This window comes from Streptomyces sp. NPDC059456 (assembly GCF_042750055.1).
Taxonomy (GTDB): Bacteria; Actinomycetota; Actinomycetes; order Streptomycetales; family Streptomycetaceae; genus Streptomyces.
The window spans coordinates 12,502-26,812 of the sequence record NZ_JBHYVA010000005.1 but is presented as its reverse complement, the minus strand read 5'-3'; the positions used below and the strand labels follow the sequence as shown (position 1 = coordinate 26,812).

General features: G+C 70.2%; 13 protein-coding genes and 1 pseudogene. 6 read left to right on the top strand and 8 right to left on the bottom strand.

What is annotated here, in order from left to right; all coding sequences use genetic code 11:
• Positions 1-351: 351 nt before the first annotated feature.
• Genes ACFXA3_RS01460 through ACFXA3_RS01450 form a run of 3 tightly spaced genes read left to right on the top strand, consistent with a single transcriptional unit; the run spans position 352 to position 2,852 of the window.
• The gene (locus ACFXA3_RS01460; protein ID WP_385180367.1) at positions 352-909 is read left to right on the top strand and encodes a TetR/AcrR family transcriptional regulator; all 558 of its coding nucleotides are present in this window, start codon (positions 352-354) and stop codon (positions 907-909) included.
• On the top strand, positions 906-1,808 hold the full coding sequence (locus ACFXA3_RS01455) for an aldo/keto reductase (protein WP_385180364.1): 903 nt from the start codon (positions 906-908) through the stop codon (positions 1,806-1,808). Before ACFXA3_RS01460 ends, ACFXA3_RS01455 begins: the two co-directional genes overlap by 4 nt.
• A 24-nt stretch (positions 1,809-1,832) precedes the next feature.
• Complete coding sequence (locus ACFXA3_RS01450) at positions 1,833-2,852, top strand: NADPH:quinone reductase (protein WP_385180361.1); 1,020 nt, start codon at positions 1,833-1,835, stop codon at positions 2,850-2,852.
• Positions 2,853-2,972: 120 nt separating this feature from the next.
• On the opposite strand, the pseudogene ACFXA3_RS01445 reads toward ACFXA3_RS01450, so the two are convergent.
• Both ACFXA3_RS01445 and ACFXA3_RS01440 read right to left on the bottom strand, forming a co-directional pair.
• Positions 2,973-3,257: pseudogene (locus ACFXA3_RS01445) on the bottom strand (hypothetical protein); the annotation flags it as partial.
• 161 nt (positions 3,258-3,418) lie between these two features.
• A complete protein-coding gene (locus ACFXA3_RS01440) occupies positions 3,419-4,009 on the bottom strand; it encodes a TetR/AcrR family transcriptional regulator (protein WP_385180358.1) in 591 nt (196 codons plus the stop codon).
• Between the two features lie 89 nt (positions 4,010-4,098).
• On the opposite strand from ACFXA3_RS01440, the gene ACFXA3_RS01435 reads away from it, so the two are divergent.
• On the top strand, positions 4,099-5,043 hold the full coding sequence (locus ACFXA3_RS01435; RefSeq protein ID WP_385180355.1) for an alpha/beta fold hydrolase: 945 nt from the start codon (positions 4,099-4,101) through the stop codon (positions 5,041-5,043).
• A 413-nt stretch (positions 5,044-5,456) separates the two neighbouring features.
• Here the strand turns inward: ACFXA3_RS01435 and ACFXA3_RS01430 are convergent, their stop codons facing one another.
• Positions 5,457-6,233, bottom strand: coding sequence for a MerR family transcriptional regulator (locus ACFXA3_RS01430; protein ID WP_385180352.1), 777 nt, complete (start codon positions 6,231-6,233; stop codon positions 5,457-5,459).
• Between the two features lie 284 nt (positions 6,234-6,517).
• On the opposite strand from ACFXA3_RS01430, the gene ACFXA3_RS01425 reads away from it, so the two are divergent.
• Positions 6,518-7,744 (top strand): serine hydrolase domain-containing protein, encoded by a 1,227-nt coding sequence (locus tag ACFXA3_RS01425; protein ID WP_385180349.1) that lies wholly within the window; start codon positions 6,518-6,520, stop codon positions 7,742-7,744.
• 423 nt (positions 7,745-8,167) lie between these two features.
• Here the strand turns inward: ACFXA3_RS01425 and ACFXA3_RS01420 are convergent, their stop codons facing one another.
• On the bottom strand, positions 8,168-8,509 hold the full coding sequence (locus ACFXA3_RS01420) for a hypothetical protein (protein WP_385180346.1): 342 nt from the start codon (positions 8,507-8,509) through the stop codon (positions 8,168-8,170).
• A 6-nt stretch (positions 8,510-8,515) separates the two neighbouring features.
• Between ACFXA3_RS01420 and ACFXA3_RS01415 the strand changes: the two genes are divergently transcribed.
• Entirely contained in the window at positions 8,516-8,728 is a 213-nt protein-coding gene (locus ACFXA3_RS01415) for a hypothetical protein (RefSeq protein ID WP_385180343.1), read from the top strand.
• Positions 8,729-8,842: 114 nt separating this feature from the next.
• Here ACFXA3_RS01415 and ACFXA3_RS01410 read toward each other — a convergent pair whose 3' ends face one another.
• The 4 genes from ACFXA3_RS01410 to ACFXA3_RS01395 all read right to left on the bottom strand — a co-directional run bounded on the left by ACFXA3_RS01410 (position 8,843) and on the right by ACFXA3_RS01395 (position 14,132).
• Entirely contained in the window at positions 8,843-8,968 is a 126-nt protein-coding gene (locus ACFXA3_RS01410) for a hypothetical protein (RefSeq protein WP_385180340.1), read from the bottom strand.
• A 112-nt stretch (positions 8,969-9,080) separates the two neighbouring features.
• Complete coding sequence (locus tag ACFXA3_RS01405; RefSeq protein WP_385180336.1) at positions 9,081-10,334, bottom strand: MFS transporter; 1,254 nt, start codon at positions 10,332-10,334, stop codon at positions 9,081-9,083.
• Between the two features lie 901 nt (positions 10,335-11,235).
• Entirely contained in the window at positions 11,236-12,519 is a 1,284-nt protein-coding gene (locus ACFXA3_RS01400) for a cation:proton antiporter (protein WP_385180333.1), read from the bottom strand.
• 518 nt (positions 12,520-13,037) lie between these two features.
• Complete coding sequence (locus ACFXA3_RS01395; protein ID WP_385180329.1) at positions 13,038-14,132, bottom strand: glutamate--cysteine ligase; 1,095 nt, start codon at positions 14,130-14,132, stop codon at positions 13,038-13,040.
• Positions 14,133-14,311 lie beyond the last annotated feature (179 nt).

Sequence of the window (14,311 nt, the reverse complement as noted above, 5' to 3'; positions counted from 1 at the left end):
CCGCCCCCGGGGCCCGCCCCCCGCGCCTCGCGCCGGGGGGGGCCGGGCCGGCGGGGGCGCGCGGGCCGCCCCCCCCGCGGCGGGCGCCCCCCCCCCACGGCCGTGTGCGGGCAAAGACGCCGGGCCGGGGCCGCCCGCAGGGGACGGGGGAGAACGTCGCGACGACGGGCCGGGCGTGACCTCGACCTGCCGCCGTGCTCTGACCGATCTCATGCCTTCCGGACGCCCGGGCCGGGCCGCAACTCCTCGCCGAAACGTGATCCCCGCCACATCGTCCGCGCGGCAAAAAGAACCGCGGTTCTGTATTGTGAACTCACAAACAGAAGCAGGATTCTTTTTGCAGGAGGTGTGGTGCCTCGGCTCACCGACGCACGCAAAGAACTCCGGCGCGCCCAGATCACCGAGGCCGCCGTACGCTGCTTCAGCCGCAACGGCCTGGAGCGGACCTCGATCGCCGACATCACGGCCGAGTCCGGCCTGTCGACGGGCTCGATCTACGCCCACTACCGCAACAAGGCCGAGCTGGTTCAGGCCTCGGCCCACACGGTCCTCGCCAAACGCGCGGAGGCCCTCGGCGAGTACGCCGGGAGCGACACCCCGCCCGACCCCGACGAACTGCTCGCCCGCCTGATCGCCGGCATCGACCCGGTCGAAGCCCGGGTCGGCGTGCAGACCTGGGGCGAGGCGACCAACAACCCGGCCATCCACGGCATCGTCGTCGACACGATCGACCGGATGCGCGCGATGGTGCACGACAGCGTCACCGCCTGGCTGGTCAAGACCGAACACCTCGAGCCGGCCGAGGCCCAGGAGCGCGCCACCCCGATCGCCCACCGGGTGCAGAGCCTCTACCTGGCCCAACTGCTGTACACCGCCCTGCAGTCACCGGCCGAGGAGACCACGCCATGACCACCCTGACCACCCCGACCGCTCCGTTCGCCGGCCGCACCGTGTTCCGGGTCGGCTACGGCGCCCTGCAACTCGAACGCCTGCACCACAGCCGCGGCGAGGCCGTCGCCCTGCTGCGCCGCGCGGTCGAGCTGGGCGTCGACCACGTGGACACCGCCCAGTTCTACGGCTTCGGGTTCGCGAACCAGGTCATCCGCGAGGCGCTGCGCCCCGAGGACGGCGTCCTGGTCGTCACGAAGGTAGGGGCCGACCCCGACCCGGGCGGGCCCCTGCCACTGCGTCTCGCACAGCGCCCCGAACAGCTTCGCGCCAGCGTCGAGGACAACCTGCGCAGCCTCGGCGTCGACCGGCTCCCGGTGGTCAACCTCCGCCGGCTCGACTCCGGCCCCGGCCTGCGCCCCGACGGCGACCAGGTGGTCGACCTCGACGACCAGCTCGAAGTGATGACCGCCCTGCGCGACGAGGGCAAGATCGGCGCGATCGGTCTGAGCAGGGTCACCCTCGACGGCCTTCGCCGCGCCCTGCCGGCGGGCATCGCCTGCGTGCAGAACGCGTACAGCCTCGTCTCGCGCGACGACGAGGACATGCTGCGGCTGTGCGAGGCCGAGGGCATCGCCTGGGTGCCGTTCTTCCCACTCGGCGGGTCCTTCCCGGGCCTGCCCAAGGCGACCGACGAGCCGGCGGTGCACACCGTGGCCGAATCCCTGGGCGTCACAGCCTCCCAGGTCGGCCTCGCCTGGCTGCTGCACCGCGCCCCCAACGTGCTGCTCATCCCCGGCACCGCCGACCCCGCTCACCTGGAGGCCAACACGGCCGCCGGCGGGATCACCCTCGACGCCGCCGCCCTGGCCACCCTCGACGCCATTGAGTCCCGCTCCGCCGAAGTCCCCATCGGCTGACCAGCCCCCGACCAGGACGGAACCATGAAAGCCATCGTCTACCGCGACAACGGCGGCCCCGACGTTCTCCGGCTCGTCGACCGCGACCTGCCCGTGCCCGGCCCCGGCGAGGTCCGCGTCCGGGTAGCCGTGTCCGGGATCAACCCGACCGACTCGCACGCCCGCTCCGGCCTCGCCCACACCCAGCAGTTCCCCGAGATCACCCCGCACCTGGACGGCGCCGGCGTCATCGACGCCGTAGGTGAGGGGGTCGACCGGAGCCGGGTCGGCGAGCGGGTCTGGTTGTTCATGGCTGCCGCCGGGCGGCCCACCGGCACCGCCGCCGAGTACACCGTCGTACCGGCCGAGCGGGCCGTGCCGCTGCCCGACGAGGCCGGCTTCGACGTCGGCGCCGCACTCGGTGTCCCCGCGCTGACCGCGCACCGCGCGCTCACCGTCGCCGAGGACGGCCCGCGCCGCCTGCGGCCGGGGGCGCTGGACGGCACGGTCGTGCTCGCCGCAGGCGGGGCCGGGGCGGTCGGGCACGCCGTGATCCAGCTCGCCCGCTGGGCCGGCGCGACCGTGATCAGCACGGTCAGCGGAGCGGAGAAGGCCCGACTGGCCACCGCCGCCGGCGCTCACCACGTGGTCAACTACCGAGAGGGGGATCCGGCCGCCGAGATCCGCAGGATCGCCCCGGACGGCGTCGACATCGTCGCCGAAGTGGCGCTCGGCGCGAACATCGCACTGGACCTGGCCGTGCTGCGAGCGCGCGGCACGATCGCCACCTACGCCAACGACGGCGGCAAGCCGGTCGAACTGGACGTGCGGCACAACATGGTGCTCAACACGCGCCTCCAGTTCCTGGTGCTCTACACGGCCGGTCCGCAGGCGCGTGCCACGGCCGCCGAGGACATCGCCGCCGCGGTCCGCGAAGGCGCCCTGCCGGTCGGCGAGGAACACGGCCTGCCACTGACCCGCTTTCCGCTCCACCGCACCGCCGACGCGCACCGCGCAGTGGAGCGCGGCACGGTCGGCAAGGTCCTGGTGGACATCACGTCCTGACGCCACAGGGGTCCAAGCCGCCTCGCACCACCGTGTCGCCAGTCGGCCACCGTCCGCCTGATCAAGTCGCCCGCTGTGGAAGGCGTGGCGGATCGGACTTCGACCTGACCGGGGTCACCGTCACCGCGGTCGCTGCCGTGGAAGGACGTCACCGCTCGTCACTACGACCGCGAGATCGGCCACGGCCGCCGGGAGACCCGGGTGGCCAGGGCCCTCACCGTCGAGCCCTTCACTCGCCCGCTCGACCGTGGAGAGGGCCGTTTCCTCGGCGTGGCATTCGGTGGCCTTTGAGTAGACGGCGGGGTAGCGGACGGCCAGGTAGTTCAGGGCTCGGTGCTCGTCGGTCGCTCCTGCGTTGTCGGCCATGCGACCGATCTGGTCGAACAGTTCCTCGGCCGTTGCCCGGAAGGCGTCCTCCGACTATCCGTCCGGGCGCGGGAGCTCGCGGATCAGCTCGTCCCAGTCGAAGGAATACAACTGGTCGAGTGGAGTCCATCGTCCCGAGCCGGGAGGGTACTTTCACGTTTCCGCCCCGGCGGCCGCCGTACCCAGGGGAAACGGGGAGGTCAGCTCCGGGCATGCAAGGCGCGCGAGAGCGCACTCATGCTGATGTCGATGATCGTGCGGAGCTGCTTCTGGCTCGCCCTGGTCCTGCTCATCACGGCCAGCGACTGGTTGACCGCCGTCATGTGAACCGCGAAGCCGTCGGCATCGCCTTCGGTCAACTGCGCGGCGCTCAAAGCGGTCCGCAGCCGCGCATGCTGGGAGTCCAGAGCTTCGATCGCGCGTGCGGTGATGGTGGGGCTGAGCGTCGGTGCCGCCATCGCGGTCTGGGCGATCAGGCATCCATCAGGTACGTCAGGGTCGGCGATGCGTTGCAGGGTGACGTCGAAGAACGCCCGTACCGCCCGGAGCGGTTCCTCGGACGCACATGAAAGCGCCTGGTCGTACCTGTTTCCGTACCGCGCGGCGTAGCGGTCCAGGCAGCGCAGGTAGAGCGAGTCTTTGTCGCCGAACGAGGAGTAGATGGAACTGCGGTTCAGTCCGGTCGCCTTGGAGAGGTCGTCGAGAGACGTGTCGGCGTATCCGGCCCGCCAGAACTGGATCATCGCCGCGTCGAGCGCGATGCCCACGTCGAACTGCTTCTTCCCGGCCATCACGCACGCACCTCGCTCTTGTACCGGCCGTTGTGGCCCTGCCCATCCTATCTTGAACCAATCAGTTCAAGATGACGTAGGCTTCGAACATGACCGACGACGCCATGGCCCCGAACCGCTCCTGCGACCAGAACCCCGTCCCCGGGTTGCCGCTGCACGACCTTGCGGGTTTCACCCACCGCTGGGTCGACGCGGAAGGAATCCGGCTCCATGCCGTGGAAGGCGGCCGGCCGGCCGGTCCCACCGTCGTCCTGCTGGCCGGGTTCCCGCAGACCTGGTGGGCTTGGCGAAAGGTGATGCCAGGTCTTGCCGAGCGATTCCGCGTGATCGCGATCGACCTGCCGGGGCAGGGTCACTCCGACCGCCCCCAGGGGGGCTACGACACGCACACCGTCGCTTCGCGCGTCCAGGCCGCGCTGACCGCGCTCAACGCGCCGAAGTTCTGGCTCGTCGCCCACGACATCGGGGCCTGGGTTGCCTTCTCGCTGGCCCTGAAGTACGAAGAGCGCCTGCATGGTGTCGCTCTGCTTGACGCCGGTATTCCCGGAATCACCCTCCCGGACTCGATCCCGACGGACCCCGAGCGGGCCTGGAAGACCTGGCACTTCGCCTTCCACTTGGTGCCCGAACTGCCCGAGACGCTGCTCGCCGGCCGCGAGCGTGACTACGTCTGCTGGTTCTTGAAGGTCAAAGCCCTGTCCCCGGACACGTTCGACGGCGCCGAGATCGACCATTACGCCGCCGCCATCGCGGCCGAGGGAGGGCTCTCCGCGTCTCTCGCCTACTACCGCGACGCCGCGGAATCAGCGCGCAAGAATCATGACGCCCTCGAACGGGGGCACTTGACCGTCCCGGTCCTGGGAATCTCCAGCTCCCATGGCTCGATCCCCGACATGGCCGCCTCCGTCAGCCCGTGGGCGGAGAACACGACCGGCGTCGTCATCCCACAAGCCGGACACTTCATTCCCGACGAGCAGCCCGACGCAACGGTGGACGTGCTGACCGCGTTCATCGATCACGAGCGTGTCGAGTAGTTCACGACGCACTGGTCGGTCCGGGGACATCGGTGAGATCAGCCGGCAGCCGTGCCCCGGCATGAGTCACCACTCCTGCACCGTCGGCGCAGGCATGAAGCCAGGGACGCGAACCGATACCCTTCCTGCACGTAGGAAGTGCCTTCCATCGGGACCGAAAAGAGAACCTCTCTCCGCCGACTGACCCACGCGCTCGCGAAGCGACCACAGCCGCCTCAGCGGCCCTTGGCGGGTGCGAGGGAGCGGCCCGGGAGGCACACCACCTGCTACGGGTATGCGCCCGAGTGGACTGCGACCGTGCTCCGCTGCCACTTGGCCGTCGACCCGGAGGACCACGGCCGTCTTTTCGATTCGCCGCTTGTGGCGGCTCCGTGGTCTGGACACGCGGGGACCCGGGGTCGGCCGGGCGGCAGTCACTGGCTCGGAACGGTGATGCCGGCCGCGCGCAGTTTCGCCTCGACCAGCCTGTTCAACCGGGCGATCGACGGTGACTGGTCTTCCCGGTGGTGGTTGACCATCGCGTACCGGGAGGCGGCGTCGGACCGGTCGTGAAAGCCGGTCGGCATCGCCAGCAGCGCCCGTTGGGCCAGCAGTTTGGCGGCCAGCCCGGCCGCCAACTCCTCGATCCGCGGGTCGTCCGGATCCCAGGCCCTCGCATCCCAACCGCGTTTGGTCAGCTCGACGGACTCGGGGTCGTCAAGGCCGTGTTCGAGCCGGGCCAGGAAGCTGTCGAAGATCTCCGGGACCAGTGCCCGGGCCAGCACGAGAGCTTCCCGTTGACCGGCCACGTAGTCGGGATCGAAGCCGAGTTCGGCGAGCCTCTCCAAGACCGCGCAGGCCCGGTCGGGCAGCAGGGCACGGTCACCATGGTCGAGACGGTGCAGCCTGTCGCGGCGCGCGATCAGGTCTTCGATCCGTTCGGTGAGTTGGTGGTGGACGTCGTCCAGGGTGGCGGCGAACGTCGTGGGATCGGCGTCCAGCAGGTCACCGATCTCGGCCAGCGGCACGCCCGCAGCGGCCAGGGTCCGGACCTGGACCAGCCGGTACAGCTCGTCCGATCGGTAACGGCGGTAGCCGGAGCCGTCGCGTTCCGGCTCGGCGACCAGGCCGAGCCGGTGATAGTGGCGCACGGTTTTGATCGTGACACCGATGAACGCCGCCGCCTGACCGATCGTGAGCCCGTCTGTCATCGGCTCGGCGCACCTCCGGATCGTGGGCGGCTGCGGTCTCGCGCACCGCGTCGTGACGGCCGGGAAGGCCGGATGGCATCCGGGACGAGGATAGCGCGCACCGGTTCCAGCCCACCCGTTGCTGCCAAGACCGGGACGCCTGCCATCAGTGCCGGTCACCCGCGATCGGTACAGGGGTTGACCTTGACCTTGGGTCAAGGCTGCAGGCTCTGCACATGGCCGTTCCAAAGGCCAGGAAGCCACCAGAGCGCCTTGAGAACCACACGGGGAACAGGAGATTCATCATGGGAACAAGCAACAGCGGCTTCTCCGATGCAGGGCTGCGTCGACTGCGCGAGGTGCTGGCACGGCACGTCGAGTCCAAGAAGATTCCCGGCCTTGTCGCCCTCGTCAGCCGCGGCGGCCGGACGCACGTCGAAGCGATCGGGACGATGCGTCATGACGGTGGCGCACCGATGCGCCGGGACACCATCTTCCGGATGGCGTCCACGTCCAAGCCGGTCACGATGGCGGCGGCGATGATCCTGCTCGACGAGTGTCGGCTGCGGCTGGACGACCCCGTGGACCGGTGGCTGCCCGAACTCGCCGACCGGCAGGTGCTGAAGCAGCCCGACGGACCCCTGGACGACACCGTGCCGGCACACCGGCCGATCACCGTACGGGACCTGCTGACCTCCACGTTCGGGCTCGGGGTGGACTTCGAGTCGATGGCTTCCCCGATCAGGGCCGCGACCTTCGAGCGTCTCGACTACAGCGTGGTCTCCGGGCCGGCGCCCGAGCCGGACGAATGGATGCGCCGCCTCGGCGAACTGCCGTTGCAGTACCAGCCCGGAGCGCGGTGGCAGTACGACCTCAGCAACGAGGTGGTCGGTGTGCTCGTCTCCAGGGTCGCGGGACAGTCGTTGGAGACCTTCCTGCGGACGCGCATCCTCGATCCGCTGGGGATGAAGGACACTGCCTTCCACGTGCCCGCCGACAAGATCGACCGACTGCCGCCCCTGTACGGGCCCGACCCGCAGAGCGGCGAGTTCCTCGTGTGGGACGAGGCGGCAGGGGGAAGGTCCAGCATGCCTCCCGCGTTCCAGGGAGCCGGCGGCGGGCTGGTCTCCACCGCCGACGACTACCACGCCTACTTCCAGATGCTGTTGAACCACGGGATGCACGGGAGTGAACGGATCCTGTCCCGGGCCGCCGTCGAGCTGATGACCACCAACCGTCTCTCGCCCGAGCAGCTGGCTGCCCGGGAGGCCATGTTCAGCAACGTCGCCCACCTGTCGTGCGGGCAGGGGGCGAACGGTGGTTGGGGCTTCGGGATGGCGGTGCGCACCCATCGCGGCGACTATGCGCCCATCGGCCAGTTCGGCTGGTTCGGCGGTACCGGCACCACCGCCTACGCGGACAGGACCAACCAGCTCACCGGAGTCCTGCTCACCCAGGTCGGACTGTCCACCCCGGATTCGCCGCGTGCCATGAACGACTTCTGGACCACGCTCTACCGGGCCATCGACTGACCGATGGGGATTCTTGAAATCGGAGCTGGCTGCGATTTCGTGAAACCGCAGGTCAACGCTCGACTAGCTTCGGGCATTGCCGAACGTCTGGTCCACCAGGCCAAGTTCCTCACGAGACATGAACGGACGCACATCCTGCGCTTTCATTTGCACCGCGCCTGCCCCAGACCGAGTCACATACGGCCTCAAGGTGCCTGGCAGGTACAAAGTCTGGACGGTGCCCGCCGGAGTGAGTCAGCCTGGATGCCGTGGACGGAGTCAGCGCGGGAACGGTACCCACCTAAAACACGAAGACGAGCAGGCCCACGACCACCGTGGCCACCATGGACCACATCAGAACGTTCTCTATCGCGCGTCGAAACCAGCCCGCCTGGAAACGCAGCCACTGCATGAAAGCGCGGTCGCAGGCGCGATGGGCCCTGGTCAGCACAGTTGGTGCGGGCAACGGCGGCCGGGCGAGCGACAGTTGGAGTGGAGACCAGGGGCGATCGGCCCGGTGGCCATGGCGCGGTTCAGTGACTCGCCGCGGTGCGTCCGGATCCTCGGCTCGGCGAACTGCCCGGTCCAGGAGATCAGCAGGGCTACCACGGCTATGAGGAGCATGAAAGCCTCCGGATGCGCCGGCAGCAGCCGCCCACCGTCGCCCAGGCTGTTCGCCGGCTCACCCGCGGCCAGACCGGTCCCGAGCCACAGCCCGGTGATCCAATCGGAGGGCAGCCGTCGGCCGGTGAGCACCGCGTGGACCAGGGCTCGCCACGACGCCACGCCCCGATGCCCGCAGCCAGTCCAGCGATCAGCAGGTACTGGGCCGTCCTGGCCCAGGAGCCGGCGGCGCCGACGGGCGCGGCGAGCTGGACGGAGGCGATGGCCGCTGTCAGCCCGGTGTGGGAGATCGGCAGCGCTCGCAGCGCGAACAATGCGTCAGGGGCCGTCGGCGACTGGTTGCGCGCCGCCATGACGGATGGTTGCGCCACACCTCCGTGAAGGCGATGCCACGGGGCCGGGGGCATCGGTCCGAGGAGGCGTCGTCATGGTTGCGGCAATCACGAAGCAGGTCGTTGCCATGGACTCCCCACCGGCGTATAGCCGTTCGGTCGGCTACGACTCCCGGGTGCGCAGAATGTCGGCTCGGGCGAGGTAGGCCATCACGATGACGAGGACTTCCCGGAACACCTGAACCGCCCCGGGGCCGGCGCCTCCGGCCAGCCGAGTGGTGACGATCACTCGTGCAGGACGACGGCCCAGAACCGTTTCGGGTCCGTCGTCCGGGGTGACGACGGGGCCGGCGTTGAGGCGAAAGCCATTTGCTCGGTGCTGTAGCCGGGCTGCTGGGCGGTCAAGCGGCGCTCGTCTGCGGCGCGCTGATTCCCATCGAGTCGGTGATGGCGTTCGGCGAGGGGGGACGTCCTTGTTGTCGGGGACGCCGGTGGCGGCCGAGGCGACGGCCTGGGCCGAGCTTGCTGCGGGCGAGGATGAGGATGGTCAGCGCGGTGGCGGCGCCGCTGGTCGGGAGGGCGGCGAGAACATCGGGGTGGGTGGCGAGGGCAGCGGCGAGCGCGGTTCCGGCCGCCTGCCCGGTGCCGACCGACAGGATCAGCCAGGCGTACGCCTCTGTGGTGCGGGAAGTGGAAGCGAGAGCATCCACGGTGTGGAAGCCGTTGGTGATGATCAAGGTGAAGAAGAGCCCCGGGATTGCCGTGAGGGCGAAGGCTGCGCGGGGGCCGGGCTGCGCCAGCAGGGGCGCCCAGCCGAGTAGGAACAAGGCGCTGGTGGTGATGAGCTGGGATTTGGTCGTGCCGGGCCACGCCCGGCGGGCGTAGATCAGACTGCCAAGAAAGCTGCCGGTTGAGAACACGGCAGGAAGCAGTCCGCAGAGCATTGCCTGCCCGTGGGTGCCGGCCATGCTTGCGGCCCACACGTTCATCGCTCCGAACGTGAACCCCGTTCCCGCCAGCGCGGTGAACAGCAGGACCAGGCCGGCGCTCATCAGCCGTCCTCGTTCGGTCACCCCGGGGGCAGGACGCCAGGCCTGCGACGGCGCGGCGGTCAGGACGACCGTCGTGCCCGCGAGCCCGAGGGCGGCGGTCGCGGCCAAGGCGGTGTCAGGCCCGTGCGTGGTCGCCAGCCACGAGGCGAGCAGGGGGCCGGCGATGTAGAGGAGTCCCTGCGAGCCGGTGTCGAGGGCCTGGACGACCCGGCGCCGCCCGAAGTCGGGCAGGACCGTCGGCCAGAGCGCCCGAAGCCCTGCCTCCAGCGGCGGTGTGACCAGACCCGCGAGCCCGACCATCGCGGTCACCGCCGCGGGGTGTTCGCCCGCCCGGATCAAGGGGAGCGATGCCAGGCAGCCGGCGTTGAGCAGCACGGCCGGTGCCGACACACGCGTTTGACCGTAGCGGTCCATCAGCCTGCCCTTGATCGGCTGGGACAGCCCGGACGCCAGCCCGTAGAGGGCGGCCAGTGTTCCGGCGAAGGCCAGCGACCCCCCGCTTCCGGTGATCCACAGAACGAGCCCCACGGGAACCATGGAGTTGGGCAGGCGCCCGATCAGGGTGCCGCCGAGCAGGCGGACGACGTGTCGGCTGCCCAGCACGGCGCCGTATGTGGCGAGCGGCGGGGCAGTGGTCGGGTGTTCGGCCAGGGGCAACACGGCAGGGCTTTCCATCAGAGGGGGAGCGGGGCGGGGCAGGACCTGGACCAGGGGGTCATCGTCGCCGCGTGGACGCGTTGGTGGCCGAAGGTGCTGCGGCCGGGGCGCGGTGCCAACGGCCGGTGAGTGGGGGTGCGCAGTACGGGGGTGTGATGTGGTGGCTGGACCGCGACGGCTTCATCCAGATGCCAGTACGTTCTGGGCGAGGTCTTGGACAGGGCGGTTGGCTTGGACGGAGAACTTCAGCGTGGTTGCCCGGATGACGCGGGTGTCGAGGAAGCCGTAGCCGGGAGCGTAACCCGGAGCGGACCAGCCACCGCGGAACTTGTGATCTTCCGATAAGACTGCGGGAGTTGCCGCAGGTGTGGCGGGACGGTGATGTCGGCGCGGGCCGCACGCGCAGCGTGTGGCGCACGGAAGACGACCGGTCGGCGCGGAGGGGTTCACCTCCCACGCAGCCAGTCCCGGACACCGCTGACCGCGTGGCCGGCATCCGCGGGGCCGCGGTTGGTGCGACTTCCCTGACTGTGGCCGTGTACGCGTTGAACGGGCCGGCCGGCGTTTCCGCGGCGGGCGCCCGCTCGGTGCAGGCCGGCGGTGGCATCGGGCGCGCGGTAACCGGTGACAACAACCGCCAGCAGGGCGCCCGTCCCCACCCCGGCCCCCGGCCGCAGACCCCGGCACGAGTGCCACGACAACGGCGCCCGGCGTGCCGGGAGAGCGCGGAGTTGCTGCTGGCGGATCCACTGCTGAGGCGATCACTGGACCGAGGTCATGGCTGGGCCTGGTTCCTCAGCGCGGCTCTGGCTCCGGGCCGGTGCGTTCGTACGGATTCGGGTCGTCCTCAGCGTGGCGCGTCGTGGTGGGCGAGTGCGTTTTCCCGCAGGTTCGGTTCCACACGGAGCGTCCTGGTGAACCACCTTCCGTAGCTGCTGCCCAGGAACGGGGCGGAGGCCCCGTGGAGGAGGACGCTCAGGCCCACGGTCACGGCGATGGCCCTGCTCAGCAAGGGGCCCCCGGGCAGGTGCTCGTCGAAGGCAAGGAGGCCGAACACCAGCGAAGCGAGTCCGCGCGGTCCGAACCAGCCGATGTAGGCCACGGAAGCGGAGCGCAGTCCGGTGCCGGCCAGAGCGACGGCGACCGGCAGCATCCGGACGACGGTCAGGCTCAGCAGCGCGTAGAGGGCCATCCGCCACGTCAGGTGCTGGAGCGCCGGACCCAGGATGAGTGCGCCGAAGAGCAGGAAGCTCAGAGAGGCGAGCAGCAGGCCGAGTCTCCGTGTGAACCTCGTGCTCTGTGCTGTATCCGAGCTCTGGGCGCGACTGCTCGCAGTGGCGGGCGAACGGCGCAGGTGGATGCCGAACGCCAGGCCGGCCGCCCAGGCTCCGATGAACCCGCTGCCCTGGCCGGTGACACACAGCGCGTACGCGATGACCGGAACAGCGAGCGCCAGGAACTGTCGCCAGTCGGGGCTGCTCCATCCCCGGGCGAGCGACCAGCGCAGCACGCTCGCCCCTGTCCAGCCGGCCGCAAGTCCGATCGCTCCGCTGAGCAGCAGCGCGCGCAGGAACGTCTCAGCGACGCCCGGATGATCGTGGTCCTCACCCGCGGCAGCCAATGCCAGTACGAAGAACGGAAGCGTCAGGCCGTCGTTCAGACCGGATTCGACGGACAGGCCGCCTCGGATCAGCGCAGGCACCCGTTTGTCGGAGACGGCCTGCTGCCCGAGCGCGGCGTCTGTCGGCGCCAGGATGATGCCGGCCAGGGCCAGCTCCCACACACTCAGGCCGGGCAGCAGGGGCCAAGCCACCAGCCACCCCAGGGCCATCGTGGCCGGCAGGCCCACCATGAGCAGTCGCAGTGGCAAGAACTCCTCCCGGCGCAGGTCTTGGGCTCTGATCCGTGCCGAGTCCGCGAACAGCAGGAGCACCAGCGCGCCTTCCAGCAGGGTCTGCGCGCCGTTGGGGTCCGTCGAGCGGTCCAACAGGTCCAGGCCCGGCGGCCCTATCGCCAGCCCGAACAGCATGAACACCAATGGCCCCGAAAGCACCGTCGTCGACAAACGCCGTGAGAGCGCCCCGTAGCCGACGACCACACCCCCGGCGATCACGACGGCCCAGTCGCTCATCCGCACTCCTCTCACCGGAAACCCTCGTCGGTGGGGCGGCTGCGCCGCGGGCGGCGTGCCGGGTGTCCCGGCCGTCGTCTCACCTCACACGGAGGCATGAAGACCGACCCTACGTCGTTGCCGGCCGCGTCCCGGAAACCTCGCAGCGCGCGCCCCCGGTTGCCGGTCCGGTCGGCCCAATGAGCAGCGACCGCACGGGCCCGGGGAGGGCGATGGACGCCGCACGCCGTTCATGTCCACGCACCGGTGAGCCGGTGAGCGGCCGTCGCACGGCGCGTCTGCGCACGGCAGGCCGGAGCGACGCCGACAGAACAGCCGTTCATCGCCCGCGACCGGGTGTTTGCCGAGGTGCTGTGACCACACGGCGTCGCGTCGGCAGTCGTCGTCTTTCCTTCACCGCGCCAGCGAACGGCGCGGCTGAGCACGGCGGGTGGTCTTGGACGTACGGATGCCTCCTGTCCCGAAGGGCCCCGTGCAGCCGCCCGACGGGCTTGTGTCCTCGATCCCGCACGAGGTCCTCACCCGGTGGTGTCTCCCGCGGTGATCAGAGACGCGACTGCCGGCAGACCGCCCTCGGCCAGGGCGCGGCGCTGGCGGTCTGCCGATGCTCCCCGTTGAAGGAGACGGTGGACGAGGGCGGTCACCTCGCGCTGGTCGCCGTACTCCTCGAGGCTGGGGCCGATGTGCCGGAGCAGGGCGGACAGTACGTCTCCACTGCTCCGCAGCCGCCCTTCCGGGTCCACGAGCGTGCTGCTCAGCCCGTGCCTGGCCGCGTGCCACGTCGCGGCTTGCAGGAACTCGTGCCGGCACGGTACGCGAGCGGCTCCCGCCTTCTCCTGAGCGATCGCGGTGGCGGCGAGTGCGCGGACGACACCGGCCAGCATCACCGCGTCGTCCGCCTCCAGCTGCACATCACAGCAGCGCACCTCGATGGTGGGGTACCGCTCCGAGAGCCGGGCGTGCCAGTACAGCTGCCCCCGGTCCGGGATCACCCCCGGTCGCACCAGCGCGTCGACCCGCGCTTCGTAGTCCGCGAGCCCTTCGAAATGCGGCGGCGGCCCGCTGACGGGCCAGCGGCCGAAGATGATCGTGCGCCAGCTGGCGAACCCAGTGTCCCGCCCGTCCCAGAGCGGACCGTTCACGGACATCGCCAACAGGGTCGGGAGCCAGACGCGCAGCCGGTTCAGGACGGCCACTGCGGTCTCACGGTCGGGCATGCCCACGTGGACGTGCATCCCGCAGATGAGCTGCTCGTCGACCAGCAGCCGGGCTTCCCCCTGCATCTTCCGGTATCTCGCCGTGCTGGTGATGGGAACGGGGGAGACGTCCCTGACCGGCGAGGTGGCCGAGATCGCGATTCGGCAGTCGTTCGCCTGGGCGGCGGAGGCGACCGCGTGGCGCAGTCGCAGGAGGTGGCCCCCCACCTCCTCCAGGGCCGTACACACGGGGGTGGCGACCTCGATCTGTGCCTGCAGCAGCTCGTCCTGTACCTCTTGCTCGCCGGCGATCGGCTCCAGGCGGGCTGTGGCACGCACCTCCTGGACCAGCGGTGTGGGAAGGAGTGTCGCCGGGTTCACCAGCATGTACTCCTCTTCGACCCCCAGAGTGATCATGCCGGGTGATGCCCCGAACCCGCGGTGATCACCCACGTGTGGCGCAGGCATCGAAACGTCGACGGCGGCAGGCGCCGAGATGTCGGGGGAGTTGGGCGAGAGGCGTTCGGGACGGCCGTCCATCGGCCGGCCGTGCCGGGATTCGCACTGCCGGCGATGGTGGCAGGGGGCCTCGTGCC

Excerpts from the sequence above, each read along its gene's own strand:
- ACFXA3_RS01430 (WP_385180352.1), bottom strand. The coding sequence starts at position 6,233 with ATGACAGACGGGCTCACGATCGGTCAGGCGGCGGCGTTCATCGGTGTC.
- ACFXA3_RS01400 (WP_385180333.1), bottom strand. The coding sequence starts at position 12,519 with ATGAGCGACTGGGCCGTCGTGATCGCCGGGGGTGTGGTCGTCGGCTAC.
- ACFXA3_RS01440 (WP_385180358.1), bottom strand. The coding sequence starts at position 4,009 with ATGGCCGGGAAGAAGCAGTTCGACGTGGGCATCGCGCTCGACGCGGCG.
- ACFXA3_RS01395 (WP_385180329.1), bottom strand. The coding sequence starts at position 14,132 with ATGATCACTCTGGGGGTCGAAGAGGAGTACATGCTGGTGAACCCGGCG.
- ACFXA3_RS01450 (WP_385180361.1), top strand. The coding sequence starts at position 1,833 with ATGAAAGCCATCGTCTACCGCGACAACGGCGGCCCCGACGTTCTCCGG.
- ACFXA3_RS01425 (WP_385180349.1), top strand. The coding sequence starts at position 6,518 with ATGGGAACAAGCAACAGCGGCTTCTCCGATGCAGGGCTGCGTCGACTG.
- ACFXA3_RS01415 (WP_385180343.1), top strand. The coding sequence starts at position 8,516 with ATGCCCGCAGCCAGTCCAGCGATCAGCAGGTACTGGGCCGTCCTGGCC.
- ACFXA3_RS01455 (WP_385180364.1), top strand. The coding sequence starts at position 906 with ATGACCACCCTGACCACCCCGACCGCTCCGTTCGCCGGCCGCACCGTG.
- ACFXA3_RS01435 (WP_385180355.1), top strand. The coding sequence starts at position 4,099 with ATGACCGACGACGCCATGGCCCCGAACCGCTCCTGCGACCAGAACCCC.